Annotated in this window: 23 protein-coding genes; 4 read left to right on the forward strand and 19 right to left on the reverse strand. The window is 49.4% G+C overall.

The window, feature by feature from the left end; translation table 11 throughout:
- Positions 1-7: 7 nt before the first annotated feature.
- The 4 genes from glrR to purL all read right to left on the reverse strand — a co-directional run bounded on the left by glrR (position 8) and on the right by purL (position 8,030).
- Positions 8-1,348 carry a two-component system response regulator GlrR gene (gene glrR, locus LC084_RS16930; RefSeq protein WP_226572343.1) on the reverse strand — a complete coding sequence of 447 codons (1,341 nt, stop codon included), beginning with the start codon at positions 1,346-1,348 and terminating at the stop codon, positions 8-10.
- Complete coding sequence (locus LC084_RS16935; RefSeq protein WP_226572344.1) at positions 1,345-2,118, reverse strand: two-component system QseEF-associated lipoprotein QseG; 774 nt, start codon at positions 2,116-2,118, stop codon at positions 1,345-1,347. Before LC084_RS16935 ends, glrR begins: the two co-directional genes overlap by 4 nt.
- Positions 2,111-3,565, reverse strand: a complete 1,455-nt coding sequence (locus LC084_RS16940) for a sensor histidine kinase (RefSeq protein WP_226572345.1) — start codon at positions 3,563-3,565, stop codon at positions 2,111-2,113. The genes LC084_RS16935 and LC084_RS16940 overlap by 8 nt, the downstream gene beginning before the upstream one ends.
- Before the next feature lie 583 nt (positions 3,566-4,148).
- Positions 4,149-8,030 carry a phosphoribosylformylglycinamidine synthase gene (purL, locus tag LC084_RS16945; protein WP_226572346.1) on the reverse strand — a complete coding sequence of 1,294 codons (3,882 nt, stop codon included), beginning with the start codon at positions 8,028-8,030 and terminating at the stop codon, positions 4,149-4,151.
- Between the two features lie 268 nt (positions 8,031-8,298).
- Here purL and mltF point away from each other — a divergent pair, with 268 nt between their 5' ends.
- On the forward strand, positions 8,299-9,744 hold the full coding sequence (gene mltF / locus LC084_RS16950) for a membrane-bound lytic murein transglycosylase MltF (protein WP_226572347.1): 1,446 nt from the start codon (positions 8,299-8,301) through the stop codon (positions 9,742-9,744).
- Between the two features lie 3 nt (positions 9,745-9,747).
- On the opposite strand, the gene tadA is transcribed toward mltF, so the two are convergent.
- The 3 genes from tadA to murQ all read right to left on the reverse strand — a co-directional run bounded on the left by tadA (position 9,748) and on the right by murQ (position 12,015).
- Positions 9,748-10,272, reverse strand: a complete 525-nt coding sequence (gene tadA, locus LC084_RS16955; protein ID WP_226572348.1) for a tRNA adenosine(34) deaminase TadA — start codon at positions 10,270-10,272, stop codon at positions 9,748-9,750.
- A gap of 185 nt (positions 10,273-10,457) precedes the next feature.
- Complete coding sequence (yfhb, locus tag LC084_RS16960; protein ID WP_226572349.1) at positions 10,458-11,129, reverse strand: phosphatidylglycerophosphatase C; 672 nt, start codon at positions 11,127-11,129, stop codon at positions 10,458-10,460.
- Positions 11,116-12,015 (reverse strand): N-acetylmuramic acid 6-phosphate etherase, encoded by a 900-nt coding sequence (gene murQ, locus LC084_RS16965; protein WP_226572350.1) that lies wholly within the window; start codon positions 12,013-12,015, stop codon positions 11,116-11,118. The genes yfhb and murQ overlap by 14 nt, the downstream gene beginning before the upstream one ends.
- A gap of 122 nt (positions 12,016-12,137) precedes the next feature.
- Between murQ and LC084_RS16970 the strand changes: the two genes are divergently transcribed.
- Together LC084_RS16970 and LC084_RS16975 are read left to right on the forward strand one after the other, a co-directional pair.
- Positions 12,138-12,986 carry a MurR/RpiR family transcriptional regulator gene (locus tag LC084_RS16970; protein WP_226572351.1) on the forward strand — a complete coding sequence of 283 codons (849 nt, stop codon included), beginning with the start codon at positions 12,138-12,140 and terminating at the stop codon, positions 12,984-12,986.
- 46 nt (positions 12,987-13,032) lie between these two features.
- The gene (locus LC084_RS16975) at positions 13,033-13,293 is read left to right on the forward strand and encodes a YfhL family 4Fe-4S dicluster ferredoxin (protein WP_226572352.1); all 261 of its coding nucleotides are present in this window, start codon (positions 13,033-13,035) and stop codon (positions 13,291-13,293) included.
- On the opposite strand, the gene acpS is transcribed toward LC084_RS16975, so the two are convergent.
- The 11 genes from acpS to rpoE all read right to left on the reverse strand — a co-directional run bounded on the left by acpS (position 13,290) and on the right by rpoE (position 22,662).
- Positions 13,290-13,670 (reverse strand): holo-ACP synthase, encoded by a 381-nt coding sequence (acpS, locus tag LC084_RS16980; protein WP_226572353.1) that lies wholly within the window; start codon positions 13,668-13,670, stop codon positions 13,290-13,292. The two genes, LC084_RS16975 and acpS, sit on opposite strands and share 4 nt — an antisense overlap.
- Positions 13,670-14,401 (reverse strand): pyridoxine 5'-phosphate synthase, encoded by a 732-nt coding sequence (gene pdxJ, locus LC084_RS16985; RefSeq protein ID WP_226572354.1) that lies wholly within the window; start codon positions 14,399-14,401, stop codon positions 13,670-13,672. Before pdxJ ends, acpS begins: the two co-directional genes overlap by 1 nt.
- Before the next feature lie 70 nt (positions 14,402-14,471).
- Positions 14,472-15,212, reverse strand: a complete 741-nt coding sequence (recO, locus tag LC084_RS16990) for a DNA repair protein RecO (protein ID WP_226572355.1) — start codon at positions 15,210-15,212, stop codon at positions 14,472-14,474.
- An 11-nt stretch (positions 15,213-15,223) separates the two neighbouring features.
- Entirely contained in the window at positions 15,224-16,129 is a 906-nt protein-coding gene (era, locus tag LC084_RS16995) for a GTPase Era (protein WP_036116411.1), read from the reverse strand.
- Complete coding sequence (gene rnc / locus LC084_RS17000; protein ID WP_036116412.1) at positions 16,126-16,806, reverse strand: ribonuclease III; 681 nt, start codon at positions 16,804-16,806, stop codon at positions 16,126-16,128. Before rnc ends, era begins: the two co-directional genes overlap by 4 nt.
- 166 nt (positions 16,807-16,972) lie before the next feature.
- Complete coding sequence (gene lepB, locus LC084_RS17005; protein WP_226572356.1) at positions 16,973-17,947, reverse strand: signal peptidase I; 975 nt, start codon at positions 17,945-17,947, stop codon at positions 16,973-16,975.
- 12 nt (positions 17,948-17,959) lie between these two features.
- Positions 17,960-19,759: a translation elongation factor 4 gene (gene lepA, locus LC084_RS17010; protein WP_226572357.1), complete on the reverse strand. Its 1,800-nt coding sequence runs from the start codon at positions 19,757-19,759 to the stop codon at positions 17,960-17,962.
- A 202-nt stretch (positions 19,760-19,961) separates the two neighbouring features.
- Positions 19,962-20,441 carry a SoxR-reducing system protein RseC gene (gene rseC / locus LC084_RS17015; RefSeq protein ID WP_226572358.1) on the reverse strand — a complete coding sequence of 160 codons (480 nt, stop codon included), beginning with the start codon at positions 20,439-20,441 and terminating at the stop codon, positions 19,962-19,964.
- Positions 20,438-21,394, reverse strand: coding sequence for a sigma-E factor regulatory protein RseB (rseB, locus tag LC084_RS17020; protein WP_226572359.1), 957 nt, complete (start codon positions 21,392-21,394; stop codon positions 20,438-20,440). Before rseB ends, rseC begins: the two co-directional genes overlap by 4 nt.
- A complete protein-coding gene (gene rseA, locus LC084_RS17025; RefSeq protein WP_226572360.1) occupies positions 21,394-22,053 on the reverse strand; it encodes an anti-sigma-E factor RseA in 660 nt (219 codons plus the stop codon). The genes rseB and rseA overlap by 1 nt, the downstream gene beginning before the upstream one ends.
- Before the next feature lie 33 nt (positions 22,054-22,086).
- Positions 22,087-22,662, reverse strand: a complete 576-nt coding sequence (rpoE, locus tag LC084_RS17030; RefSeq protein WP_226572361.1) for an RNA polymerase sigma factor RpoE — start codon at positions 22,660-22,662, stop codon at positions 22,087-22,089.
- Positions 22,663-23,086: 424 nt separating this feature from the next.
- Between rpoE and nadB the strand changes: the two genes are divergently transcribed.
- On the forward strand, positions 23,087-24,706 hold the full coding sequence (gene nadB / locus LC084_RS17035) for an L-aspartate oxidase (protein WP_226572362.1): 1,620 nt from the start codon (positions 23,087-23,089) through the stop codon (positions 24,704-24,706).
- Here the strand turns inward: nadB and trmN are convergent.
- Positions 24,691-25,428 (reverse strand): tRNA(1)(Val) (adenine(37)-N(6))-methyltransferase TrmN, encoded by a 738-nt coding sequence (gene trmN / locus LC084_RS17040; RefSeq protein WP_226572363.1) that lies wholly within the window; start codon positions 25,426-25,428, stop codon positions 24,691-24,693. The two genes, nadB and trmN, sit on opposite strands and share 16 nt — an antisense overlap.
- Positions 25,429-25,495: the final 67 nt, after the last annotated feature.

The raw sequence follows: 25,495 nt of genomic DNA on the forward strand, positions 1-25,495 counted from the left end.
AAAAAAATCATGCACCTTTGAAATCGCTGGCGTCCAATTCATGGCGGGCCAGTAACTTATAGAACTCGGTACGGTTACGCCCGGCCATACGTGCGGCTTGAGTAACGTTACCTTTGGTTATTTGCAGCAACTTACGCAAGTAATTGAGTTCGAACTGGCTGCGGGCATCTGCAAACGTCGGCAGTGCTGTATTTTCCCCTTCCAGCGCCTGGGCTACAAGTGCTTCATTAATAACCGGCGCTGCCGTCAGCGCCACGCACTGCTCAATCACATTCACCAACTGGCGCACATTACCAGGCCAGGCCGCCGCGACCAGCAATTTCATGGCTTCGGTTGAGAAACGGCGAACAAAAGGTTTATTGCGACCAGCAGCCTGACGCAGCAGGTGGTTTGCCAACAAGGGAATATCTTCAGGGCGAGCCTGTAGTGGAGGTATTTTCAGGCTGACAACATTCAGCCGATAGAACAAGTCTTCCCGGAATTCCCCTAGCTCCATCGCTTTAGGCAGGTCACGGTGTGTGGCAGAAATAATACGCACATCTACAGCGATATCGCTGTTACTGCCTAACGGGCGCACCTGGCGTTCCTGAAGCACTCGCAGTAATTTTACCTGCAATGCCAGCGGCATATCACCTATTTCATCAAGAAACAGTGACCCACCCTGTGCGGCCTGAAACAACCCTTCACGGGAACTGACTGCCCCAGTGAAAGCACCTCTGGCATGACCAAACAGTTCCGATTCGAGGAGTTGTTCAGGTAACGCACCACAATTAATAGCGACAAAAGGCTTTCCAGACCGGGGGCTGGCAGCATGGATAGCTCTGGCCAGTACTTCTTTACCGGTACCACTTTGCCCTTGAATCAGAATACTGACATCAGACTGCGCCACCATTCTGGCCTGCTCAAGCAAGCGTTGCATCAGCGGGCTACGGGTAACGATATTTTCCCGCCATGCTTCATCCACTGCGCTCCCACTCTGGGATAACGCTTCGTCAATTGCTTTGTACAGTGCTTCACGGTCAACCGGTTTCGTCAAAAAGCTAAATACGCCCTGGCGAGTAGCTGAAACAGCATCGGGGATTGATCCATGAGCAGTCAGAATGATCACAGGCATGCCAGGGCTACGTTTTTGGATCTCGCTGAATAATTGCAATCCGTCCATTTCGTCCATGCGCAGATCGCTTATCACCAGATCAATCTTCTCACGCGACAGTACCCGCAGCCCTTCCTGCCCGCTTTCTGCTGTCGAAACCTGGTAACCTTCGCTGGCAAGCCGCATTCCCAGGAGTTTCAATAGCCCCGGATCATCATCCACTAATAATAAATGTGCGTTGACCGCTAATGTCATGGTGTTTCCTCTCCATCAGAGCCTGACTGCCCTGATGCACTACCTGATGAGTGCGAAGTACCTGAATGGCCTGCACCTGTATCAGGGGTATAGACGCCACCCGCTTTACGGGTTGAAAGCTGACGCTCAATATCCGTTAAATTTTCCAGTTTACGTGTTGTTGTTTCCAGTTGCTGATGCAGGAGTTGCTGTTGTTGGCGTAACGTTTCAAGTTCCTGGTCAGTGCTATTTTTCAACTGGGCATACTGATTTTGCTGGGTTGCCAGTTTCAGAGCCAACTGCTCATTATCCCACCACATATTGAATAAAGGGACGACACTGGCGGGAATTTCTTTATGCACCAGAAATACCTGATTCAGATAACGCTGGCGCACTGTATTTTCTGGCAAAGAACGGGACAGCATAATGGCGCTTCGCAGTGTGTCATACCACCCGGACTCTGCCCAGCGGCTGGCGATAACACGGGCAGTATTCGGTTCTGTCTGACGTGCGCAAGAAATAAATGCTGCCCAGTAAAGCGGGTTTTCTGTGGCGCTTGTTTCCCTGGTACGCATTTGTAGCAAATCAGAGCAACGCATTGCCAGGTAATCAGTCAACTCGGTTTGTGGTACCGGCGGAGCTTTGAATGTTCCGGATAATGAGGTAGTTTCACTGCCTGACTGGCAACCAGCAAGCACCAGAAAGAGCCCCCCCGATAAAACCCGGTATAACATAGCCCGCAAAGAAAACCTGCGCGCGACGGCGCTACAGGTACTAAAAGGATTAGGCATTTTTTAAGTGTTCCGTCTCAACTTCCGTTTTAGCTACAGGCAACGTAATGCGAAAACAGACATCACCTTTTTTATGTTCCACTATGCTCAGTTCCCCCTGCATACGGTGTACACAGTCACGGGCAATACTGAGACCTAGCCCACTGCCTTTCACGGCACCTTTGCGTTGCTGGCGCCCCTGAAAAAAGGGTTCAAAAATCATATTCTTTTCAGAATCAGGAATGGGCGTACCGGTATTTGCTATATCAATGCTGATGTACTGACCAGAACGGGCTGAATGCAGATAAATACTACCGGATTCATTACCATAGTGCACGGCGTTGGAATAGAGATTGTCCAGTGCGGTAGTGAGTTGAGCAGGATCAGCCAGGCAGTATGGCTCATCCAGTTCAATCACGGTATGCATCATTTTTGCTCTTGCGGGCAAAGCATTAGCACTGACAACCTGGTCGATTAATACTCCCAGCTCCACTGGCAACAGTTCGATTGCACTCTCCACTATTTTCCGATTGTAATCGAGTAGTTGCTCAATCAACTTTTGTAACTGGATACTACTTGAATCCAGTATTTGCACTATGTCCTGCTGATCTGTGTTGAGCGGCCCAGCGATTTCATCGGCAAGTAATTCAGTCCCTTCTCGCAAGCTTGCCAGAGGCGTTTTTAACTCATGTGAAATATGCCGAAGAAACTCGTGGCGCTGGGATTCCAGCCAGGCCAGGCGCTCACTTAACCAGACTATGCGCTGGCTTATTACCTGGAGTTCTTTCGGCCCTTTGACACTTTCTTCACTGGAGAGAAATTGCCCTTCACCCAGCCGGTTGATCATGGCTTCTATCGCCTTTACCGGGCCGATGATAGTGCGGGTAAACAGCATCACCAGCACCAGAGTGACAATAAATAAAATTAATGCCTGCCAACCAAAATACTGCCCACGCTCAGCAATTTCTTGCTGAAGTTGCTGCCCACGAGAATAAACCATGGCTCTGGTTGCCTGAACCAGTGATGCATTGTTATCGGCAAAGATCTCCAGATTCTGTGCTGACCGTTTCTCCGGCACACTGTTGGTACATTGCAGATGTGACAGGGCATCCAGATTATCCCTCAGTTGCTGCAAAATTGTGCTATCTGGCAACCCGCTGTTCCACGCATCAAGTAAAGCCAGATAACGGCTGTGCTGTGTCTGGTACACGTTTCGCAACGTATTATCGTCTAGTACGCAAAACTGCCGGTAGCTGCGCTCCATTTCAAGAGCCAGGCTGGTCATTGCTTCACTCCGGCGGGCATCCACCAGTGTATTACGGTTGGTTTGTGCCGCCTGGTCGCTCAACGCATTCAGGCTCTGCCAGGCTTGCCAGGCCAGAACCAATAAGGGAACCAGCACTAATAAAAACGCCATAATAACCAGTTGGCGTAGTGAGCGGGGAATAAGCTGGCGGGGTAGTAGCATGGTTGTCTCACATCATCCTGAATCATTCGATGCTAACTGACACGTAAGCCAGTGAAAAGTACCAGGCAGAGAAACAACAAAGGCAGGGAATAAAAACCCTGCCTTTGTTCAAAATTCAGGCGGTGCCTAACTCAACGTTTCGCCCTGAGCCTGATAAAGCATTGCAATAATCAGTAGTTGGACGGCAGGCACCTTTTTGTGCGTCATTCGGAGTTTTATGTAGCGCGCCCAGATGGGGCTGACATAACGAGGTGAATGAGCCACTGAATAAGTATATGCACAGATCGTGCCAAGTATGAAAATAAAATGTAATCACCTGATTATTATGAGATTAACTTCAGGTCACTGGTAAACAGCAGAGTAACCATACACCTAAGACGTCGCCAAAAAGAGACACTATAAATAGAAAACAATAAATACACTAATAATCAGTAAATTAAGTGTCACCAAATAGCGACAATATAATAACCACTCTGTTGGCAAATAGAGACACACCAGCAACACAGCAAGCCAGACAGTGCCTGAAAAACAAAAAAGCCTTCCCAAAGGAAGGCTCTGTGAAATGATTATGCCTGAAACGATATCACCCCAACTGCTTACGCGCATTACGGAAAATACGCATCCAGGGGCTATCTTCTCCCCAGTTTTCCGGGTGCCAGGAGTTACTGACTGTGCGGAACACACGTTCAGGGTGCGGCATCATGATTGTCGCCCGGCCACTTTCACTGGTAACAGCTGTAATACCATTTGGTGAACCATTAGGGTTAGCAGGGTAGTTCTCAGTGACGCTGCCAGCGTTATCAATATAACGCAATGCCACAAGCCCTTTGCTTTCCAGTGCTGCCAGATGTGCAGCATCACGGACTTCCACACGGCCTTCACCATGGGAAACAGCAATAGGCATATGAGAACCAGCCATACCGTTAAGCCATAAAGACGGGCTCTGAGCCACTTCCACCAGACTGAAACGCGCTTCAAAACGATCAGAATGGTTACGTACAAAGCGTGGCCACAACTCACTGCCAGGGATTAACTCCCGCAAGTTGGACATCATCTGGCAACCGTTACAAACACCAAGAGCCAGAGTTTGTGGGCGGTGGAAAAACGCCTGGAAAGTGTCACGAACACGTTCGTTAAACAGGATGGATTTAGCCCAACCTTCCCCGGCGCCCAGTACGTCACCATAAGAGAAGCCACCGCAGGCAACCAGTGCCTGGAATGCTTCCAGATCACGCTTGCCAGACAGTAAGTCACTCATGTGTACATCGATGGCGTCAAAACCTGCGCGATGGAATGCTGCAGCCATTTCCACATGCGAGTTAACCCCTTGCTCACGCAATACTGCCACTTTCGGACGAGCACCAGTAGCAATATAAGGCGCGGCAATGTCTTCATTAATATCAAAGGTCAATGCAACATTCAGACCGGAATCCTGCTCATTGGCTTTCGCGTTATGTTCCTGGTCCGCACAATCCGGGTTATCACGCAGGCGCTGCATCTGCCAGGTTGTTTCCGCCCACCACATGCGCAGCTGAGAACGTTTTTCGCTATAAAGCGTTTCACCGTTGGCTGTCAGAGTAAAGCTGTCACCTTCAACAGCCTGGCCGAGGTAGTGAACACAGGCTTCGAGGCCGTAGCTTTTCAGGCATTGCTCAACAACAGCACGGTCAGCTTCTGCAACCTGAATAACTGCACCCAGTTCTTCAGTGAACAGTGCAGGCAATGTGTCACCCAGCCCTGAAATATCCGCCTGAATACCACAGTGCCCCGTAAAGGCCATTTCTGCCAAAGTGACCAACAAGCCACCGTCTGAACGGTCGTGGTAAGCCAATAATTTACCTTCAGCTACCAGTGCCTGCATGGCATCGTAAAAACCTTTCAGCTTAGCGGCATCACGGACATCGGCCGGTTTATCCCCCAAACCACGGTAAACCTGAGCCAGAGCGGTTGCGCCCAGAGTATTTGCCCCTTCTCCAAGGTCAACCAGATACAGTGCGTTGCCACCAGTACGCAATTGTGGTGTTACCGTGCCACGCACATCCTCCACGCGGGCAAAGGCAGAAATAACCAGTGACAACGGTGAAGTCATTTCGCGCTGTTCGCTGCCTTCCTGCCAACGGGTTTTCATTGACATGGAGTCTTTACCCACCGGAATGGTAAGCCCCAATTGTGGGCACAAGGTTTCGCCAACCGCTTTCACCGCTTCGTATAACCCGGCATCTTCGCCCGGGTGCCCGGCAGCGGCCATCCAGTTTGCCGACAATTTAATACGCTTGATATCACCAATGTGTGTGGCAGCAATGTTAGTCAGAGCTTCACCTACAGCGAGGCGAGCAGAGGCACCGAAATCCAGCAATGCAACGGGGGCACGTTCACCCATAGACATTGCTTCACCATAGTAGCTGTCCAGGCTGGCGGTGGTCACAGCACAGTTTGCCACCGGAACCTGCCACGGGCCGACCATCTGATCCCGAGCAACCATCCCAGTTACAGTACGGTCACCAATTGTGACCAGGAAAGTTTTCTCCGCAACCACGGGTAAATGCATTACGCGTTTAACCGCGTCAGCAAGATTAATTGCTGAGCAATCCAGAGCCTTACCTTCGGCTTTAAGGCGGGTTACATTACGGGTCATCTTCGGCGTTTTGCCCAGCAACACATCCAGCGGCATATCAATTGGCTGGTTATCAAAGTGCCGGTCATTCAAGGTCAGATGTTGTTCCTGAGTGGCTTCGCCAATGACCGCATAAGGGGCACGCTCACGGCGGCATAGTTCATCAAACAAGGCCAACTGTTCTGGTGCCACTGCCAGGACATAACGCTCCTGGGATTCGTTACACCACACTTCCAGCGGGCTCATACCAGGTTCATCATTCAGGATATCGCGCAGTTCAAAACGCCCGCCACGCCCACCATCACTCACCAGTTCAGGCATCGCATTCGACAAACCACCAGCGCCAACATCATGGATAAACAATATCGGGTTGTTGGAGCCCAGCTGCCAGCAACGGTCAATCACTTCCTGGCAACGGCGTTCCATTTCTGGGTTATCGCGCTGCACAGAGGCAAAATCCAAATCGGCATCAGACTGGCCGGAAGTCATGGAAGATGCAGCACCACCACCGAGGCCAATGTTCATCGCCGGGCCACCCAGCACAATCAGTTTGGCACCCGGTGGAATTTCCCCTTTCTGAACGTGATCGGCACGAATATTACCAATACCACCCGCCAGCATAATCGGCTTGTGGTAACCACGCAGTTCTTCGCCGTTGTGGCTGGTCACCCGCTCTTCATAGGTACGGAAATAACCATTCAGTGCCGGGCGGCCAAATTCGTTGTTAAATGCAGCCCCACCGAGCGGCCCTTCCAGCATAATATCCAGTGCTGAAACAATACGGTCAGGTTTACCGAAGTCTTCTTCCCACGGCTGCTCAAACCCAGGGATACGCAGGTTAGATACTGAGAACCCTACCAGGCCAGCCTTGGGTTTTGCACCACGCCCGGTGGCACCTTCATCACGAATTTCACCGCCAGAACCGGTTGCAGCGCCTGGCCATGGTGAAATAGCCGTCGGGTGGTTATGGGTTTCAACTTTCATCAGGATATGCGCTTCTTCCTGGTGAAAATCATAATGATCTGAGCCCCGCTCTGCGAAGAAACGCCCAACCGTTGAACCTTCCATAACAGCGGCGTTATCTTTATAGGCTGACAACACATGGTCTGGCGTGGTTTCAAACGTATTCTTAATCATTTTAAACAGCGATTTAGGCTGTTCTTCGCCATCAATGACCCAATCGGCATTAAAGATTTTATGGCGGCAGTGTTCTGAGTTCGCCTGGGCGAACATATACAGTTCGATATCGTTCGGGTTGCGGGCAAGCTTAGTAAATGCATCTTGCAGGTAGTCAATTTCATCTTCTGCCAGAGCAAGGCCCAGACGGATATTGGCATCAACCAGAGCCTGACGCCCCTGATTAAGAATATCGACAGACTGAACTGGTGCCGGTTCGTGGTGTGCAAACAAGCGCTCAGCATCATTCATAGTGCTGAACACCGTTTCCATCATGCGGTCATGCACTAATTCAGCAGCCTGTAGCCACTGTTGTTCAGTCAGAGTCCCCTGTAAATAGTAAGCAACGCCACGCTCCAGGCGGCTAATCTGCTCCAAAGAGCAGTTATGTGCGATATCAGTCGCTTTAGAAGACCACGGAGAAATAGTACCCGGGCGCGGGGTAACCAGAATGAGTTGCCCTTCCGGTGTGTTTTCTGTCAGGGTTGGGCCATATTTCAGCAAGCGCTGTAAGCGGGCGAGTTCATCGGCACTGAGTGGTGCTTTTAGGTCAGCAAAGTGAACATACTCGGCGTAAATATTGCTCACTGGCAGATGAGCATCCTTAAAGCGGGACAGCAGTTTGTTAATACGAAATGCCGACAATGCAGGCGAACCACGCAGAATTTCCATCATTAAATCTCTCGTCTTCGAAGGGCCAATAGACGCTTAGCCAGGTATTTCGGGGGAAAACGGGCGTCATTATAGAGAATACCAGGCGCTGACGAAACCGTTTGCGCAGAAATAAAATCCCTCATGAGCAATGACAGCTATTGTGGCAATTTGTGCGGACGGGTTGCCAACTGGCGTTTTGTTAAGCAAAATGCCGCTCAGTTCCTCACTGGATTCCACTACTGAATGACTATTGTTAGCTGACTGTTTTACACCGTAAAGATTTAACTAATTGAAAAAGTTAAAAATTAATTATCTTCTCATCGGTGTCGTAACCTTGTTGCTTGCAGTGGCATTGTGGCCCTCAATTTCCTGGTTAGGCAAAGCCGAAAATGAAATCGCCGGAATTCAGTCCCGGGGGGTTTTGCGCGTCAGCACAATCAGCTCACCACTTACCTGGAACTCCGTCAATGGCAAACCCGATGGTCTGGATTACCAACTTGCCAGTGCGTTTGCCCATTACCTGGGTGTTAAGCTTGAAGTCACCGTTCGCCAGAACGTGAATCAACTGTTTGATGACCTGGACAGTGGTAAAGCAGATATTCTTGCCGCCGGGCTTATTTACAGCCCACAGCGCACTAAAAATTACCAGGCCGGGCCAACCTACTATTCAGTTTCACAGCAAATGGTTTATCGCATAGGCAGCCCTCATCCGCGTTCTTTGGGGGGAGTAAAACCGGGCGAACTGGTGCTTTCTCCGGGACAGGCGGTAATTGATGACTTAAAAAAACTAAAAGAAACCCGTTACCCAGACCTGACCTGGCAAACCGATGCCAAACACAACATGACAACGCTCATGCAGCAAGTGGTTGAAGGCAAAATTAACTTCACTATTGCTGATTCAGTTGCAATCAGTGTATTTCAGCGGGTCCACCCACAATTAGCGATTGTGCAAGATGTGACAGACGAACAACCCGTCACCTGGTTTAGCCGCAAAGAGGATGACGGCAGCCTTCCTGCTGCAATGTTAGATTTCTTTAACCGTATGGGAGAAAACGGCACTCTCGCTCGTCTTGAAGAAAAATATCTGGGCCACGTCGGTGATTTCGATTATGTCGATACACGGACATTTCTGCGCGCTATTGATAACGTATTGCCAGATTTGCGCCCGCTATTTGAGAAATATGCAACCAGTATGAACTGGGAGTTACTGGCCGCGATTTCTTACCAGGAATCTCACTGGGATCCACTGGCAACTTCGCCAACAGGTGTTCGTGGGCTAATGATGCTAACCCGGAATACAGCACAAAGTCTGGGTCTTTCAGACCGGTTAGACCCGGAGCAAAGTATCAGTGGTGGTGCTCGTTACCTGAATAAATTGATGGACAAAATTCCACAAACTATTCCGGAAGATGAACGCATTTGGTTTGCGCTGGCAGCTTATAATATGGGGTATGCACATATGATGGATGCCAGAGCGCTTACATCCCGCCAAAAAAGCAACCCGGATAGCTGGTCTGATGTTAAGCAGCGCCTGCCACTGCTTAGCCAGAAGCGCTATTACAGTAAAACGACTTATGGCTATGCGCGTGGTAATGAAGCTTATAAGTATGTTGAAAATATCCGGCGTTATCAGTTAAGCCTTGCCGGATATTTGCGCGAAAAAGAGAAAATGGCAGAAAAAGAACAGGACAAAACACAACTGGCAGAAGTCATGCCTGATATGCGGATGCGCTGATAATTATTGGCTTCCTGGCTGTTGTTTAGTTACCTGCCTGGATGCCTGCTTATTCGCCTTGTGCATTTGGCGACGCATACGGAAAAAGTCACTCAGTAACCCGGCGCACTCTTGTGCCAGAATACCACCTGTAACAGCGACTCTATGATTCATGCCCGGATGCCCCAGCACATCCATCAGCGAGCCAGCCGCCCCGGTTTTTTCATCACTGGCGCCATAGACCAGCTGCCCTATCCGGCTATGCACCATAGCGCCTGCACACATCACACAGGGTTCCAGCGTAACGTATAGCGTGGTTTCCAACAGGCGGTAGTTTTGCAGTATTAAGCCGCCCTGGCGCAGGGCCATCATTTCAGCATGTGCAGTTGGGTCATGATGGCCGATAGGCCGGTTCCAGCCCTCGCCGATGACCTGCCCCTGATGAACCAGAACTGCACCAACCGGAACTTCGCCTTCATCCCAAGCCCGCTGAGCCAGAGTGAGTGCATGGCGCATCCAGCGAATATGGTCAGTTTCACTTCCGGTCACAACAATCTCCAACTAACAGAAAAATGGTTCGCGTTACAGGCAGCACCTTAAAGTAAGGTTAGAAGGTGTCACCGTGATTCAGCCCGATACCAGCTCAGGGAAACATCAAGAGACTGGACCGCGAGTTAGATTAACAAAACGCCGCGCATTATACACAGACGTGGAATAAGAGAAAGAGTACAGACTCAGCGCCATTGCTCTAATTCACCGCCAGGAGTAACTCGCCAGCGATGCTGGCACAAAGCCAGCAAAGGGTTATCCTGAACGCTGTCACTGTAACCACTGTATAACGCTAATGGCTTACCAATGCGCAACCCAAGCTGCACTACTTTCTCTTGACCAAAACAGCGCCGGGACAAACACCATGCACCACGTCCCCGAGTTATCTCACTGCCTATCAAGTTAACTGATGAGAACCAAGGGGTTTGCCCATAAACTTTGCGCACCAGGGTTTCCGGAGAGCCGGTGATTAACCAGATATCGACATCGCCCTGGCAGGCATAGTCCTCAAGCCTTGCCTGAACCTGTTTGAATACTGTAGCCCGCTTGCGGAACGTTTGTGTGAACTGTTGTTCCAGCGCTAACAACCGCGACTGCCTGCGCCCGAAGGTTAAACTCCATAGCAGCAAGCTTACAGGCCAGCGCACAGCCCGCCCCTGCAGCAAAAACCCCGCAGCTACCAGCGGCAACACCGCTAATAATAAAAGAGCATTTAATGGCTGTTGGCGCAGTAAAAAAAACATGAACTCACCGAATAGATCTTCCCGGTGCAATGTGCCATCCAGATCAAAAAATACAATGCGGCGCGCTGAGGATTCAGGTGTTACTGGTCGCTTGTCTCTATCAGGTTTTATCATTCAGCGCCTCACGCAAAAAACCGTTGTGACGATCCAGCCTGGCTTTTGCCGTTGATGCATCAAGACCAGAAAGCGCCATCAGGATAGCGGGTTTCGCTTCATATCCTGTTTGCTCCAGTAAGGCTTTTGCCGATTCATAACTCAGGCCTGTCGCTTCGCTAACAATTCGGCATGTACGATCCACCAGTTTCACGTTGGTGGCTTTCACATCCACCATTAAATTTTGCCAAACTTTGCCAAACCGCACCATTGCACCGGTGGAGATCATGTTCAGTACCAGTTTTTGCGCAGTACCTGATTTCAGACGGGTTGAACCCGTTAGTGCTTCAGGCCCGACAACAGGCGAGATAGCAATATCTGCCACCTGCGCAATAGGGGAATCCGGGTTGCATGAAATTGCCACCGCGCAGCATCCTATACTACGAGCATATTTCAGGCCGCCAATCACGTAAGGCGTACGGCCTGAAGCCGCCAGCCCGATCACGATATCGTTTGCAACCAGATTAAGGTTTTTAAGATCAGTTGCACCTAATTCTGGGGAGTCTTCGGCACCTTCTACTGCTTTCAGTAAAGCCGATGGCCCGCCTGCTATCAGGCCTATAACCAGCCCGTGAGGTACGCCAAAGGTTGGAGGGCATTCAGATGCATCCAGAACCCCCAAACGCCCACTTGTCCCTGCCCCCATATAGATAATTCGCCCACCTGATTTCAGCGTTGTGGCCGCAGCATCAACCGCTTTCGCCACATCTGGCAATGTTTGCCGGACTGCCGTGGCAACACGTTCATCCTGTTGATTAAAGCGTGTCACCATTTCCAGTGTAGAGATCGCGTCTAAATCCATGGTTTCGGGGTTGCGGCTTTCTGATACCAGGGCGCCAAGATTCATTTCTTTACCTCAGAATATTTAATTCACAACAATCGCGTTATAATGGAATATTAAATTCATTTCTGCGAGATTAATGGCCGCATGCTAACCAACTGGCCCGCATACTGACAAATGGAATGACCATGAATTGCCTGATTCGCATTCGCCAACGTTACCCGATACTGGCTCAGAGTGACCGCAAACTTGCTGATTTTATACTGGCTAACCCTGATCATGCCCGCCATTTAAGCTCACAGCAACTGGCGCAGGAATCAGGTGTAAGCCAGTCGAGCGTAGTGAAGTTTGCTCAGAAATTGGGGTATAAAGGTTTCCCTGCACTCAAACTGGCAATAAGTGATGCACTTGCCAATTCGCCAAACCCGCATTCAGTACCGGTTCATAACCAGATTCTGGGCGATGACCCTTTACGGCTGGTCGGGGAAAAGCTGATTAAAGACAATGTTGCAGCGATGCATGCTTCGCTGGATGTTAATACAGAAGAAAAGCTGGCCAGCAGCGTAACTTTGTTGCGTAATGCGCGGCAAATCATTCTTACCGGTATTGGTGCCTCGGGATTAGTGGCACAAAATCTGGCATGGAAACTAATGAAGATAGGCTTGCGGGCTTCTCCGGTTTTAGACCCCCATGCGTTATTATCCAGCATACAGGCAATGAACCAGGAAGATGTATTTCTGGCTATCTCCTACACAGGAGAACGACGAGAAATTAATCTTGCCGCCGATGAAGCTTTGCGAGTAGGCGCGAAAGTTTTGGCGATTACTGGTTTTACCCCCAATAGCCTGCAACAACGCGCTACACACTGCCTGTACACCATTGCCGAAGAACAGGCGACACGCAGTGCATCGATATCCGCAAATTCAGCTCAAATGATGCTGGCGGATCTATTATTTATGGGATTAGTGCAACAGGATCTCGATAATGCGCCTAATCGTATCCGCCACAGCGAGGAACTGGTAAAAAAACTCAGTTAAAGCGTATAATGCCAGCCCATTTTTTCCGCGTTACCGAGATTGCGACATGGCCCTACTGATCACCAAAAAATGTATTAACTGCGATATGTGTGAGCCAGAGTGCCCAAACCAGGCAATCTCTATGGGCGCAGACATTTACCAGATTGATGCAGACCGGTGCACGGAGTGTATTGGTCACTACGAAACCCCCACCTGTCAGAAGGTGTGCCCCATCCCCAATACGATTATTACGGACCCGGCACACCAGGAAAGTGAAGAGCAGTTATGGGATAAGTTCGTTCTGCTGCATCATGCGGATAAAATTTAACGCTCAAATATCACTGAAGCGCAGGCGTAATGGCGTTCGTCAGCAATAGTGACATGCATAAAGCTCACCCCCAGCTTTTCAGCCAGCACTGCCGCCTCTCCGTGTAAGCACAGCTGTGGTTTGCCAAGCGCATCGTTGACTACCTCAAACTGCTCAAATGCAAGACCGTTACGAATACCTGTTCCCATTGCTTTTGATGCAGCTTCTTTCACTGCAAAACGCTTTGCCAGAAAGCGGGCTGGCTGCTGATGAGCGGCAAAGAGTTTCCATTCGTTTTCATGAAGAATACGCTTTGCAAAACGCTCACCAGTTCGCGCCATCACGGCCTCGATACGCGCAATTTCAACAATATCCGTACCAATACCGACAATAGCCATTAACCACGAGCTTCCAGCATCAGGCGTTTCATTTCACTGACTGCCTCTTTCAAACCAGACATCACTGCACGGCCAATGATTGCATGGCCAATGTTCAGTTCATGCATTTCAGGAATAGCCGCTATCGCCTGCACATTGTGATAAGTCAGCCCGTGGCCGGCATTCACTTTCAGGCCTTTGCTTGCTGCGTACTGAGCGGCTTCTTGAATACGAGCCAATTCTTTTGCCTGAGTGGTTTCATCTTGTGCATCAGCATAGCAGCCGGTGTGCAGTTCAATATAAGGCGCACCAGCGGCAACAGCCGCGTCAATTTGGGTATGTTCCGGGTCGATAAACAAAGAAACCTGAATACCCGCAGCAGCCAGGCGCTTGCAGGCATCAGCGAGTTTTTCAGGCTGCCCTGCGACATCCAGGCCACCTTCAGTCGTCACTTCCTGGCGTTTTTCCGGCACAAGGCAGCAAAAATGCGGGCGGGTTTCACAGGCAATGCCAACCATCTCTTCTGTTACCGCCATTTCGAGATTCATTCGGGTATGCAGTGTCTGGCGTAAAATACGCACATCACGGTCTGTTATGTGGCGTCGATCTTCACGCAAATGCACCGTAATACCATCAGCTCCTGCCTGCTCAGCAATAAATGCGGCCTGAACCGGGTCTGGGTACGCGGTACCGCGTGCATTACGCAACGTTGCAATATGATCAATGTTAACGCCTAACAGCAAATCAGCCATGACAGCTCTCCGTTTTGAATACGATATTAATGGAGTGTACACCGCACAACGAAAGCCTGGCTACGTTCGGTTAGTGTTCACCACCACCATCAGGAGTAAGCGGTGTTTTTTTCGGCAGGAATTGGCGGAAAAGCTCACGGCTCTTCAGGGGTTTGCCACCTAAATAGGGTTTGAGTGCGATGCGGGTAAACCGTTTGGCTGCACGAAGTGTATCGGCATCGGGAAAATCGCGGCTGGCCAGCGCTCTAAGTTGCCGACCAGTAAAACTGGTATTATCGACAACCAGGCTGGCAATAAAGCCTTTTTCCTCACGGTAGCGATAAGTCATGGTGTCATCCACCTCGGCACCAGAACCCGCACAGTGCAGAAAATCAACGCCGTAACCCAAACAAGATAGCAACGCCAGTTCAAACTGGCGTAATGCAGGCTCTGGCGACCCGGTAACACCTGCCAAATGCTGAACACAGTGCAAATAATCGAAAAAAAGCGCGGAATAGCGGGTCTCTTGTTCAAGTACCCGTGAAAGCAGCTCATTGATATACAGACCGCTGTACAGTGCAATGCCGGTAAGAGGTAATGCCAGTGAGACGGCTTCAGCACTGCGCAGGGTTTTCACCTCACCACGCCCGCCCCAGCGAACCAGAAGTGGTGTGAAAGGCTGTAATGTACCTTTAAGGTGGGAACGGCGGGAGCGGGCACCTTTCGCAATCACGCGTATGCGCCCTTGTTCTTCTGTGAACAAATCAAGAAGAAGGCTGGTTTCGCTCCAGGGGCGACCATGCAAAACAAAAGCCCGCTGCCAGCCTTCCACAATATCAAGCCTCAGAGATCATCGACATAACCCAGGCTACGTAACGCCCGTTCGTCATCAGCCCAGCCTGATTTAACTTTCACCCACAGTTCAAGATGCACTTTGGCTTCGAACATGTCTTCCATGTCTTTGCGGGCTTCAATACCAATTGTTTTTATTTTGGCACCTTTGTTGCCAATAACCATTTTTTTCTGGCCTTCTCTCTCCACCAGAATCAGGCCATTGATATCGTATCCACCACGTTCGTTAGTAACAAAACGCTCAATTTCAACAGTGACGGAATACGGTAATTCAGCCCCCAGGAAACGCATCAGTTTTTCACGAATAATTTCCGAAGCCATAAAGCGCTGTGAGCGATCCGTAATATAGTCTTCCGGGAAATGGTGAATAGCTTCCGGCAGGTGTTTACGGACAATACTCGCGATGGTGTCAACATTAGTACCGTCTTCTGCGGAAATCGGCACAATATCAAGGAAATTCATTTGCTGGCCAAGGAACTGTAAGTGGGGTAACAGGTCGGCTTTGTCTGCCACGTTATCCACTTTATTCACAGCCAGGATGACCGGTGCTTTACCATCTTTTAGCTTGTTGAGCACCATTTCGTCATCTGGCGTCCAGCGGGTGCCTTCAACGACGAAAATGACCAGTTCAACATCACCAATCGAGCTACTTGCAGCACGGTTCATCAGGCGGTTAATCGCCCGTTTCTCTTCCATATGTAAGCCTGGAGTATCGACATAAATTGCCTGATACGGGCCTTCGGTATGGATGCCGACGATACGGTGACGTGTCGTCTGCGCTTTGCGCGAGGTGATGGAAATCTTTTGCCCCAGCAGTTTGTTCAACAACGTGGATTTACCCACGTTCGGACGCCCTACTATTGCAATAAACCCGCAGTAAGTATTTTCTTCGCTCATTCCAGCTCCAGCTGTTTTAGCGCCTGTTCAGCGGCTGCCTGCTCCGCTTTGCGGCGGCTGGAACCAGTGCCAACCACGGGTTCGTTCAGGCCACTAACCTGGCAGTGAATCGTGAATTCCTGGTCATGGGCTTCGCCCCGTACCTGAACAACCAGATAACCAGGCAACGGTAAATGACGCCCTTGCAGAAATTCTTGTAAACGCGTTTTCGGATCTTTTTGCTTATCGCCCGGGCTTATTTCGTCCAGGCGCGTTTGATACCAACTGAGGATCAAACGTTCAACCGTCTGAATATCACTATCGAGAAAAACACCGCCAATCAGTGCTTCAACCGTGTCCGCCAGAATAGATTCCCGACGGAATCCCCCACTTTTCAATTCACCCGGCCCCAAACGCAGGCATTCACCCAGTTCAAATTCACGAGCAATTTCCGCCAGAGTATTACCACGCACCAACGTGGCACGCATACGGCTCATATCCCCTTCGTCCACCCGAGGAAAACGGTGATAGAGCGCATTAGCAATAACATAGCTAAGAATAGAATCACCAAGAAATTCCAGACGTTCATTATGCTTGCTACTGGCACTACGGTGAGTTAATGCCTGCTGCAAAAGATCCTGATGATGAAAAGTGTAGCCCAGCTTCCGCTGAAGCCGATTAATTAAGATGGGGTTCATGTGATACCAATTAATGAATGCGTCAACAATTCAGCACACGGAACAGAGCTGATTTCCAAACCTGTTTCGTGTGCTGTGGCTCCCATTTAAGAGAGCCAACCTAAAAACTCGGGGGGATATTCTATACACAACGACAAGGGATGTCGTTATCTGATTAACCTTTTAATTAATGAATACCACCGATTCGGCTAAATCTAACGCCAGTAGGCCACTCACCTTCCTGTTTTTCGAAACTCATCCAAATTGCAGTGGCTTTGCCTACCAAATTAGCCTCAGGAACAAACCCCCAATAACGGCTGTCTGCGCTGTTATCACGGTTGTCACCCATCATGAAATATTCACCCGGTGGCACAACCCAGGTAGCAAGTGGTTGACCCGGTTGCTGGTAATACATTCCCAGTTGATCCTGAGCAATAGGCACGGTGAGAATACGATGTGTCACACTCCCCAGGCTCTCTTTACGTTCAGCCAGGCGAATACCACCATCTTTTGTTTGATTTTGAGGCAGTTGCCAGAAACCACTTGAAGCTTCACCACCCGTGGTCCGCTCAAATGTCTGAACGAAATCACTGGCTTCAACATTGGAATAAGTAATCGGCAACGCACTGCCGCATGCCTGGCCTGAACTGCAATTCGGCTGAATAGTCAGTTCCTTGGTTGAGGGATCATAAGTAATGCGATCACCGGGCAAGCCAATAACACGTTTAATGTAATCAAGGCTTGGATCTTTGGGATATTTAAATACAGCAATATCACCACGTTTAGGGTGCCCAGTTTCAATCAGTGTTTTTTGGAAAATAGGATCTTTAATGCCATAAGCGAATTTTTCAACCAGAATAAAATCGCCTATCAGCAACGTCGGCATCATAGAACCCGATGGTATTTGAAAGGGTTCGAAGATAAATGAACGGACAATCAAAACAATGGCAAGAACCGGAAAAATTGATGCGCCGGTTTCCATCCAGCCAGGCTTAGGCCCAACTTTTTTCAATGTTTTCGCATCAAGTGCACCGTCTGTGGCCGCCTGTGCGGCGGCCTGCTTCTCACGTCGTTTTGGTGCAAAGATAAACTTGTCAATGCACCATAATACGCCCGTCACCAGTGTTGCAATGACAAGGACCAGGGCAAACATATTTGCCATGCCAACTCCTTATTATTTGCTATCTTTACCCACATGCAAAATTGCAAGGAAGGCTTCCTGAGGCAGTTCTACGTTACCGATCTGCTTCATGCGTTTTTTACCTTCTTTCTGTTTCTGCAACAGTTTCTTCTTACGGCTGACATCGCCACCATAGCATTTTGCCAGTACGTTTTTACGCAACTGTTTCACCGTAGAACGGGCAATAATGTGGTTACCAATCGCGGCCTGAATTGCAATGTCAAATTGCTGGCGCGGAATCAAATCTTTCATTTTCTCAACCAGTTCACGACCACGATAAGGTGCGTTATCCCGGTGAGTAATGATAGCCAGTGCATCCACGCGCTCACTATTGATTAATACATCTACACGCACCATGTCGGAAGCCTGGAAACGTTTGAAGTTGTAATCAAGAGAAGCATAACCACGCGAGGTTGACTTCAGACGATCAAAGAAATCCAAAACCACTTCGGCCATTGGAATTTCGTAAGTCAGCGCGACCTGGTTGCCGTGGTAGACCATGTTCGTCTGTACACCACGTTTCTCGATACACAGTGTAATCACGTTACCCAAGTATTCCTGCGGCAGAAGCATGTTACATTCCGCAATAGGTTCGCGTAATTCTGCAATATTATTGATAGCGGGTAATTTGGAAGGGCTGTCAACATACAGCTCTTCACCTGCCGTGGTTTCAATTTGATAAACCACGGTTGGAGCTGTTGTTATCAGGTCCAGATCGTATTCACGTTCCAGGCGCTCCTGGATAATCTCCATATGGAGCAGGCCAAGGAAGCCGCAGCGGAAACCAAAGCCCAGCGCAGTGGAAGTTTCCGGTTCATAGAATAAAGACGCATCATTTAAACTGAGTTTACCCAAGGCATCGCGGAACGCTTCATAGTCATCGGAACTGACCGGGAATAACCCTGCATATACCTGTGGTTTCACTTTTTTGAAACCTGGCAGAGCTTTGTCCGCGGGTGCTCGAGCAAGAGTAAGCGTATCGCCCACTGGCGCGCCATGAATATCTTTGATGGCGCAGACTAACCAACCTACTTCACCACAATTAAGAACATCACGATCTATTTGTTTCGGTGTAAATATACCCAAGCGGTCTGCATTGTATGCCTGCCCAGTGCTCATCACTTTGACTTTATCGCCTTTACGCAGGCTACCGTTTTTAATACGAATCAAAGAGACAACACCCAGGTAATTATCGAACCATGAGTCGATAATCAGAGCCTGCAATGGTGCTTCCGGGCTGCCTTCAGGCGCCGGGATATCCCGAACCAGTCGTTCCAGCACTTCAGGCACACCAACACCTGTTTTGGCTGAACAGCGCACGGCATCAGCAGCATCAATACCCACAATGTCTTCAATTTCTTCTGCGACACGCTCAGGGTCTGCTGCAGGTAAGTCAATTTTGTTCAGTACTGGCACCACTTCAAGATTCATCTCGATAGCGGTATAGCAGTTCGCCAGGGTCTGGGCTTCAACCCCTTGACCTGCATCCACCACCAGCAATGCACCTTCACAAGCCGCCAGGGAACGTGAAACTTCGTAGGAGAAGTCAACGTGGCCTGGGGTATCAATAAAGTTTAACTGGTAGACCTGGCCATCAGTTGCTTTGTAGTCGAGAGTAACGCTTTGCGCTTTGATGGTAATACCGCGCTCACGCTCAAGATCCATGGAATCCAGCACCTGTGCGGCCATTTCCCGGTCACTCAAACCGCCACAAATCTGGATAATTCGGTCCGACAGGGTCGACTTACCGTGGTCGATATGTGCGATGATAGAAAAGTTGCGTATGTTCTTCATATTTGGAGATTTATGCCTTTCAAATCCTGGGAGGCTCCGCGCTACGCGCAGTATAAGCCTGATATCTATATGGCCGACTGGTGCCTGAAACGCTGCATTCTACACTACAACCAGAAAGCGAGGAAATGCTCATGCACTCCTACACCGCGGTTGACTAATTTATTGAGAGACAGCAGCAGGCGCCAATCGTTTTTTGAAGGAATTACCTGGAAGCAGCGGGAGAGGAATCAACAGTACGCCAGGTGCCGGGGGGCAACCCAATGCTCAAAATAACTGGGTTCATTGAAGCACGAGCACTCAGGCGGGAAGCAGCCCAACGCGCAACACAAAACCCAAGCAGACCACCAACCACAGCCCCCATACCCGTCCAGAGGTTACTGGCAAAAACACCCTGACAAATACCGGACACGATAAACAGGCCAATAAGTGGCACCATATAAACCAACAATGCCGAACCCAGCAAACTACTTTCAGCAATACCCAGTTCAACTTTCTGCCCGGCACTGAGCGGCTCTTTTGAGTAAACCGAAATTTGGTGTACCGTTTCTGGCCCCAGTTTGTTTAATACCCGGCTACCACAACCTTTGCGAGATGAGCACTGGCTACAGCCACTTTGCACATCGCACTGCACTGTCGCAGTGCCATCTTGCCAGGAAATCACGGTTGCCCACTCTTTGATCATTGTGTTGCCTTGAATTTTACGCTGTCTGCAATACGTTTTGCCGTTTGTGGCGGTAACTCACCTACGACAGTAATTTCCATGCTATTCCGCACTTCACTGCTTACTGTACGACGACCAGTGCGTAATACTTGATCTCCTGTAACGCCTTCAGCACGGTTAATATTAATCGAAAAACTAAACAAACCATCAGAATAAAGGCGTGACTCTACAGGAACATCAAGAGTTGGTATCGGACGCTTACTACTGGACACTTCAGTAAAACCCTGTGGCAGCCAGGTAGGTGCCCAAGAGAAGTTATTTTTTTCCGTATCAGGAATGGAAAGTAGTGGCGGCAAACTGGCTTTTTCCAGTTTTTTAATTTTTTCCGGCACTTGTGGCTCTACGCTAAAGGAGATAACCCGAAACTGTTCAAGCGTTTCACCATCACGGTCTAGTAAGTCAACCCGCAGAGGAAGGTGTGTTTCACTGTCCAGCCAGACAATATAGCTATAGCGCGTGCCATCGCGGGCAACAATACGCACCACTTCGCACAGCCTGTCTGCTACACGCGTGCGGCCTACCGGAATAAAATCATAATAGGGAGCCAAACGTTTGAAATCGCTATACACCAGAGAAGGTAACGAATCGACAATATAATCGCCATTAAGCGTGAAAGGATCCAGGCCAGGCTCAAAATAGCTGATTTCATTGCCGCGCTGAACGACTTCGCGACGAGGGCCATCCATCTGAAGGAGTTGAGCCAGAGTTTCATTGTTCAGCCGGGCATGGGAATAACGCAGCGATTCCACACCCTGTTTATTGATGCTGATAAAAGAAAGCTCATAGTTCAGAGACTGACTGGCCTGGTTCATTTCCTGCAACAACGCCCCGGGCGATGTAGTATCTGCCGAGGCGTTATGCGTAAAAAAAACACTACCAGCCAGTAAAGAGACAACACACAAAAGCTGCTTCATTACTGCGATTGCGTTCCTAAAGTTTGATTGCCGGGAACTTCAATTCCCGCCTGCTTGGTTTGCGCCTGTTCAAATTGCAGTTTCTCTGCGTGCAACCGGCGCTGCAGTTCGTAGTCCTGCAGCATGGCATTAATCCGACGACGCTGTTCCTGCATTTGTTGCTGGCCACCATCCACACTCATGCTGTCAGATGGCACACCAAGGCTAACCGGGCTGGCTTTCCCCATCATGGGTAAGGTATTGAACACCGGAGTTTCAGGCTGAGCAACAGAATCCGCTGCTCTGCCACCGGTATTATATTGCTGCACGCCGACTATCACGGCAAGCGATACACACGCGGCAACACCAATTTGAGTAAGCTGGCTTGCCCAGGGGCGAAGCTTTTTCCAAAATGGCATTTTTTGCCATTGGTGAGGCGTTGGCTGAGATTCTGTAATAAGAGGCGACGGATTACGTGCGGGCTCTTTTTCTATGGCTTCCATAACACGGGCGGAAATATCAAAATCCAGGACTGGTCCTGTATCGCCACGAAGAGTGTCACGGATAAGGTGATAGCTTTCCCACGTCTGCAGCAATGATTTATCGCGCGATAACTCGCTGATAGTTTCATTGTCCAGAGTTTCACCATCCATAAGAGCGGAAAGTTTTTCTTTCTGCATGCCTAGATACCTTTTTCCAGTATGCCGCTATCGTCAACGCCGGATAAGCGGTTGAACTTTATTATCAATTGCTTCCCTGGCCCGGAAGATACGTGAACGAACCGTACCGACAGGGCAGTCCATGATGGCTGCTATTTCTTCATAGCTCATCCCTTCGATCTCACGCAATGTAATAGCCATGCGCAAATCTTCCGGGAGGGACTCAATCGTCCGGAAAACAATTTGTCTCAGTTCCTCAGACAACATTAAGTTCTCAGGGTTCGAAATTTCTTTTAATGCCCCACCCGTTTCGAAATTTTCAGCATCATTTGCATCAACATCACTGGATGGTGGGCGACGCCCCTGAGCAACCAAATAATTTTTCGCGGTATTCACCGCAATACGATATAGCCAGGTATAAAAAGCACTTTCACCCCGGAAAGAATCCAGTGCGCGATATGCTTTGATGAAAGATTCCTGAACCACATCAGGTACATCACCTGAAGGAACATAACGGGAAACCAGACTCGCAACCTTATGCTGGTAGCGAACAACCAGTAAGTTGAATGATTTTTGATCTCCCTTCTGGACCCGTTCGACAAGAACCTGATCCGCTAACTGCTCGCTCATCCGAGGTAATTTCTCCCCAAACCCAAATTTCCACGCGTAACCAAACTGCCACTCTGTCTTCGCACAATGAGCAAGTACCAGCTAAGACACGCAGAAACAACCAGAGTTCCATTACGCTATTGTTTTTGTTCATTGATTACGGACAAATATCATTTTCATTCTTTTTTGCCGCAGCTAAACACAAATTCTGGCAACAGAAATTTGCGTTCAAGTTTGTGCAGGGTATCTCATGCATCATGTTTTTTCACCTCAAAATCACAGACTAAGGACAAGCCTCGCAAATATTTACTTAAGTTTGCGCTTTATCCCGACCTGCGCCGCTTAAGCTGTTTAGTCTTTGCTACGAAAATAAAAAAATTGTGCATTTTTTCGCAACCTGGTGCTATGCTCAGCTAATCTTGTTTAGTAAATTAAACACAACATCATGACAACTTCATCTGATTATATTAGTGACGTACTGATTATAGGGAGTGGAGCTGCTGGCTTGTCTTTGGCGTTACGCCTTGCCAGTAACCACAAGGTGATTGTACTGAGTAAAGGCCCTATCAGCGAAGGCTCTACCTTTTATGCACAAGGCGGAATTGCCGCTGTTTTTGATGAGACAGACAGTGTTACAGCGCATGTGGAAGATACGCTGGTAGCCGGAGCAGGCATTTGTGAACAGAGTGCCGTTGAGTTTGTTGCCAGCAATGCCCGTCATTGTGTGCAGTGGCTGATAGACCAAGGGGTAATGTTCGATACTGAAACTCAGCCCAACGGTGAAGCAGGCTATCACCTGACTCGTGAGGGAGGGCACAGTCATCGCCGAATCCTTCACTCTGCCGATACTACGGGGAAAGCGGTTGAAACCACGCTGGTCAGCCAGGCGTTGAGTCACCCCAATATTCAGGTTCTCGAACGGTTTAATGCCGTCGACCTGATTATTTCAGACAAAATTGGGTTATCCGGAACCCGACGCGTGGTCGGTGCCTGGATTTGGAACCGAGAAAAAGAAAAAGTAGAGACCTGTAAAGCCCGTTCTGTTGTGCTGGCAACCGGTGGAGCATCAAAGGTCTACCAGTATACGACAAACCCGGACATTGCTTCTGGAGATGGTGTTGCCATGGCATGGCGAGCCGGTTGCCGGGTGGCTAATCTTGAGTTTAATCAATTCCACCCGACTGCGTTATTCCACCCACAGGCACGTAATTTCTTGTTAACTGAAGCACTCCGTGGCGAAGGTGCACACCTGACTCGCCCGGATGGTTCCCGCTTCATGCCTGAGATAGATGAGCGTGCAGAACTGGCTCCAAGGGATGTGGTTGCCAGAGCCATTGACCATGAAATGAAACGCCTTGGCGCGGATTGTATGTACCTCAATATCAGCCACAAACCCGCGCCTTTTATCCGCCAGCACTTCCCCATGATTTACGAAAAACTGTTAGAACTGGGTATTGATTTAACTACTGATCCCGTACCTGTAGTTCCAGCCGCACATTATACCTGTGGTGGTGTAATGATTGATGAGCATGGGAGAACAGACATTGACGGGCTGTATGCCATTGGAGAAGTAAGCTATACCGGGCTGCATGGCGCCAACCGTATGGCGTCTAACTCATTACTGGAATGTCTGGTGTATGGCTGGTCTGCTGCTGAAGATATCAACAAACGCCTTCCGGCCATCAGGCATGTTCAGAAACTGCCTGTCTGGGATGAAAGCCGCGTCGATGATGCTGATGAACGTGTTGTCATTCAGCATAACTGGCATGAGCTTCGTTTGTTGATGTGGGATTACGTAGGTATTGTTCGTACCACTAAACGCCTGGAGCGGGCATTACGGCGTATTACAATGCTGCAGCAAGAAATTCATGAATATTACGCCAATTTCCGCGTTTCCAATAATTTGCTGGAACTGCGTAACCTGGTTCAGGTTGCTGAGTTAATTGTCCGCTGCGCACTGATGCGTAAAGAGAGCCGTGGTCTGCACTATACGCTGGATTACCCAGACACATTACCTGAATCCGGGCCGAGCATTCTCTCGCCCACCAGCTACATAAATAAATAGAAGTCCTGGGTCAGGCCGGTGTATGCTTCTGAGTAATGCTGGTCTGGCCCGCGGATAACAATTCGTTCCGCAAAGAATTCCCCTGAGGTTGGAGACAAACCGAGTAACACGCGGTGTGGCGGCTTCGCTTCATGCTCAGTGATATCTGCACGAAAACGACAATACCAGCCTTGCTGTTCTGCCTGCGATACAAAAACCTGCCCTATCGATTCTGGCAACACCACACAAAAAAAACCCTGCTCAGTGATGCGTTCAGCTGCACATTGTAGAAGAGAGCCATGATCAAGTTGCGTAGTATAACGGGCACCTTCCCGCTGAGGTGTGGCACAGGATACACCTTTGTCAAAGTACGGCGGGTTGCTAACAATGAGTTCATAACGCTCAGAATGCTGCAAATGCCACTGTTTGATATCCGCCTGATGAACTGTAATTTTATCGGCCCATGGCGAGGCAGCTACATTTTCCCCAGCCTGAATTGCTGCGGCGCTATCAAGCTCAACAGCATCAATGAACGCATTGCCATGGGTGCGCTGAGCAAGCATCAATGCCAGCAAGCCACTACCCGTACCAATATCCAGGATACGTTTTACACCGGCCACCGGTGCCCAGGCCCCCAGAAGTACACCATCGGTTCCGACTTTCATCGCGCAACGATCATGAGCCACAAAAAACTGTTTGAAGGTAAAACCACCCCGACGAAGTACTGCTTTATGCCCGGTCATACTTGCCACCTTTACATGAAACCGTTGTAGCATAGGAGAAAGGGCGTTAAGGGAAAAGGGGTTCATG

The sequence above is a fragment of the Mangrovibacter yixingensis genome, from assembly GCF_020523985.1.
Lineage (GTDB): Bacteria > Pseudomonadota > Gammaproteobacteria > Enterobacterales > Enterobacteriaceae > Mangrovibacter > Mangrovibacter yixingensis.

Coding starts and splice junctions, on each gene's coding strand:
- glrR (WP_226572343.1), bottom strand. CDS start 1,348: ATGACATTAGCGGTCAACGCACATTTATTATTAGTGGATGATGATCCG.
- LC084_RS16935 (WP_226572344.1), bottom strand. CDS start 2,118: ATGCCTAATCCTTTTAGTACCTGTAGCGCCGTCGCGCGCAGGTTTTCT.
- LC084_RS16940 (WP_226572345.1), bottom strand. CDS start 3,565: ATGCTACTACCCCGCCAGCTTATTCCCCGCTCACTACGCCAACTGGTT.
- purL (WP_226572346.1), bottom strand. CDS start 8,030: ATGATGGAAATTCTGCGTGGTTCGCCTGCATTGTCGGCATTTCGTATT.
- yfhb (WP_226572349.1), bottom strand. CDS start 11,129: ATGATAAAACCTGATAGAGACAAGCGACCAGTAACACCTGAATCCTCA.
- murQ (WP_226572350.1), bottom strand. CDS start 12,015: ATGAATCTTGGCGCCCTGGTATCAGAAAGCCGCAACCCCGAAACCATG.
- LC084_RS16970 (WP_226572351.1), top strand. CDS start 12,138: ATGAATTGCCTGATTCGCATTCGCCAACGTTACCCGATACTGGCTCAG.
- LC084_RS16975 (WP_226572352.1), top strand. CDS start 13,033: ATGGCCCTACTGATCACCAAAAAATGTATTAACTGCGATATGTGTGAG.
- acpS (WP_226572353.1), bottom strand. CDS start 13,670: ATGGCTATTGTCGGTATTGGTACGGATATTGTTGAAATTGCGCGTATC.
- pdxJ (WP_226572354.1), bottom strand. CDS start 14,401: ATGGCTGATTTGCTGTTAGGCGTTAACATTGATCATATTGCAACGTTG.
- era (WP_036116411.1), bottom strand. CDS start 16,129: ATGAGCGAAGAAAATACTTACTGCGGGTTTATTGCAATAGTAGGGCGT.
- rnc (WP_036116412.1), bottom strand. CDS start 16,806: ATGAACCCCATCTTAATTAATCGGCTTCAGCGGAAGCTGGGCTACACT.
- lepB (WP_226572356.1), bottom strand. CDS start 17,947: ATGGCAAATATGTTTGCCCTGGTCCTTGTCATTGCAACACTGGTGACG.
- lepA (WP_226572357.1), bottom strand. CDS start 19,759: ATGAAGAACATACGCAACTTTTCTATCATCGCACATATCGACCACGGT.
- rseC (WP_226572358.1), bottom strand. CDS start 20,441: ATGATCAAAGAGTGGGCAACCGTGATTTCCTGGCAAGATGGCACTGCG.
- rseB (WP_226572359.1), bottom strand. CDS start 21,394: ATGAAGCAGCTTTTGTGTGTTGTCTCTTTACTGGCTGGTAGTGTTTTT.
- rseA (WP_226572360.1), bottom strand. CDS start 22,053: ATGCAGAAAGAAAAACTTTCCGCTCTTATGGATGGTGAAACTCTGGAC.
- rpoE (WP_226572361.1), bottom strand. CDS start 22,662: ATGAGCGAGCAGTTAGCGGATCAGGTTCTTGTCGAACGGGTCCAGAAG.
- nadB (WP_226572362.1), top strand. CDS start 23,087: ATGACAACTTCATCTGATTATATTAGTGACGTACTGATTATAGGGAGT.
- trmN (WP_226572363.1), bottom strand. CDS start 25,428: ATGACCGGGCATAAAGCAGTACTTCGTCGGGGTGGTTTTACCTTCAAA.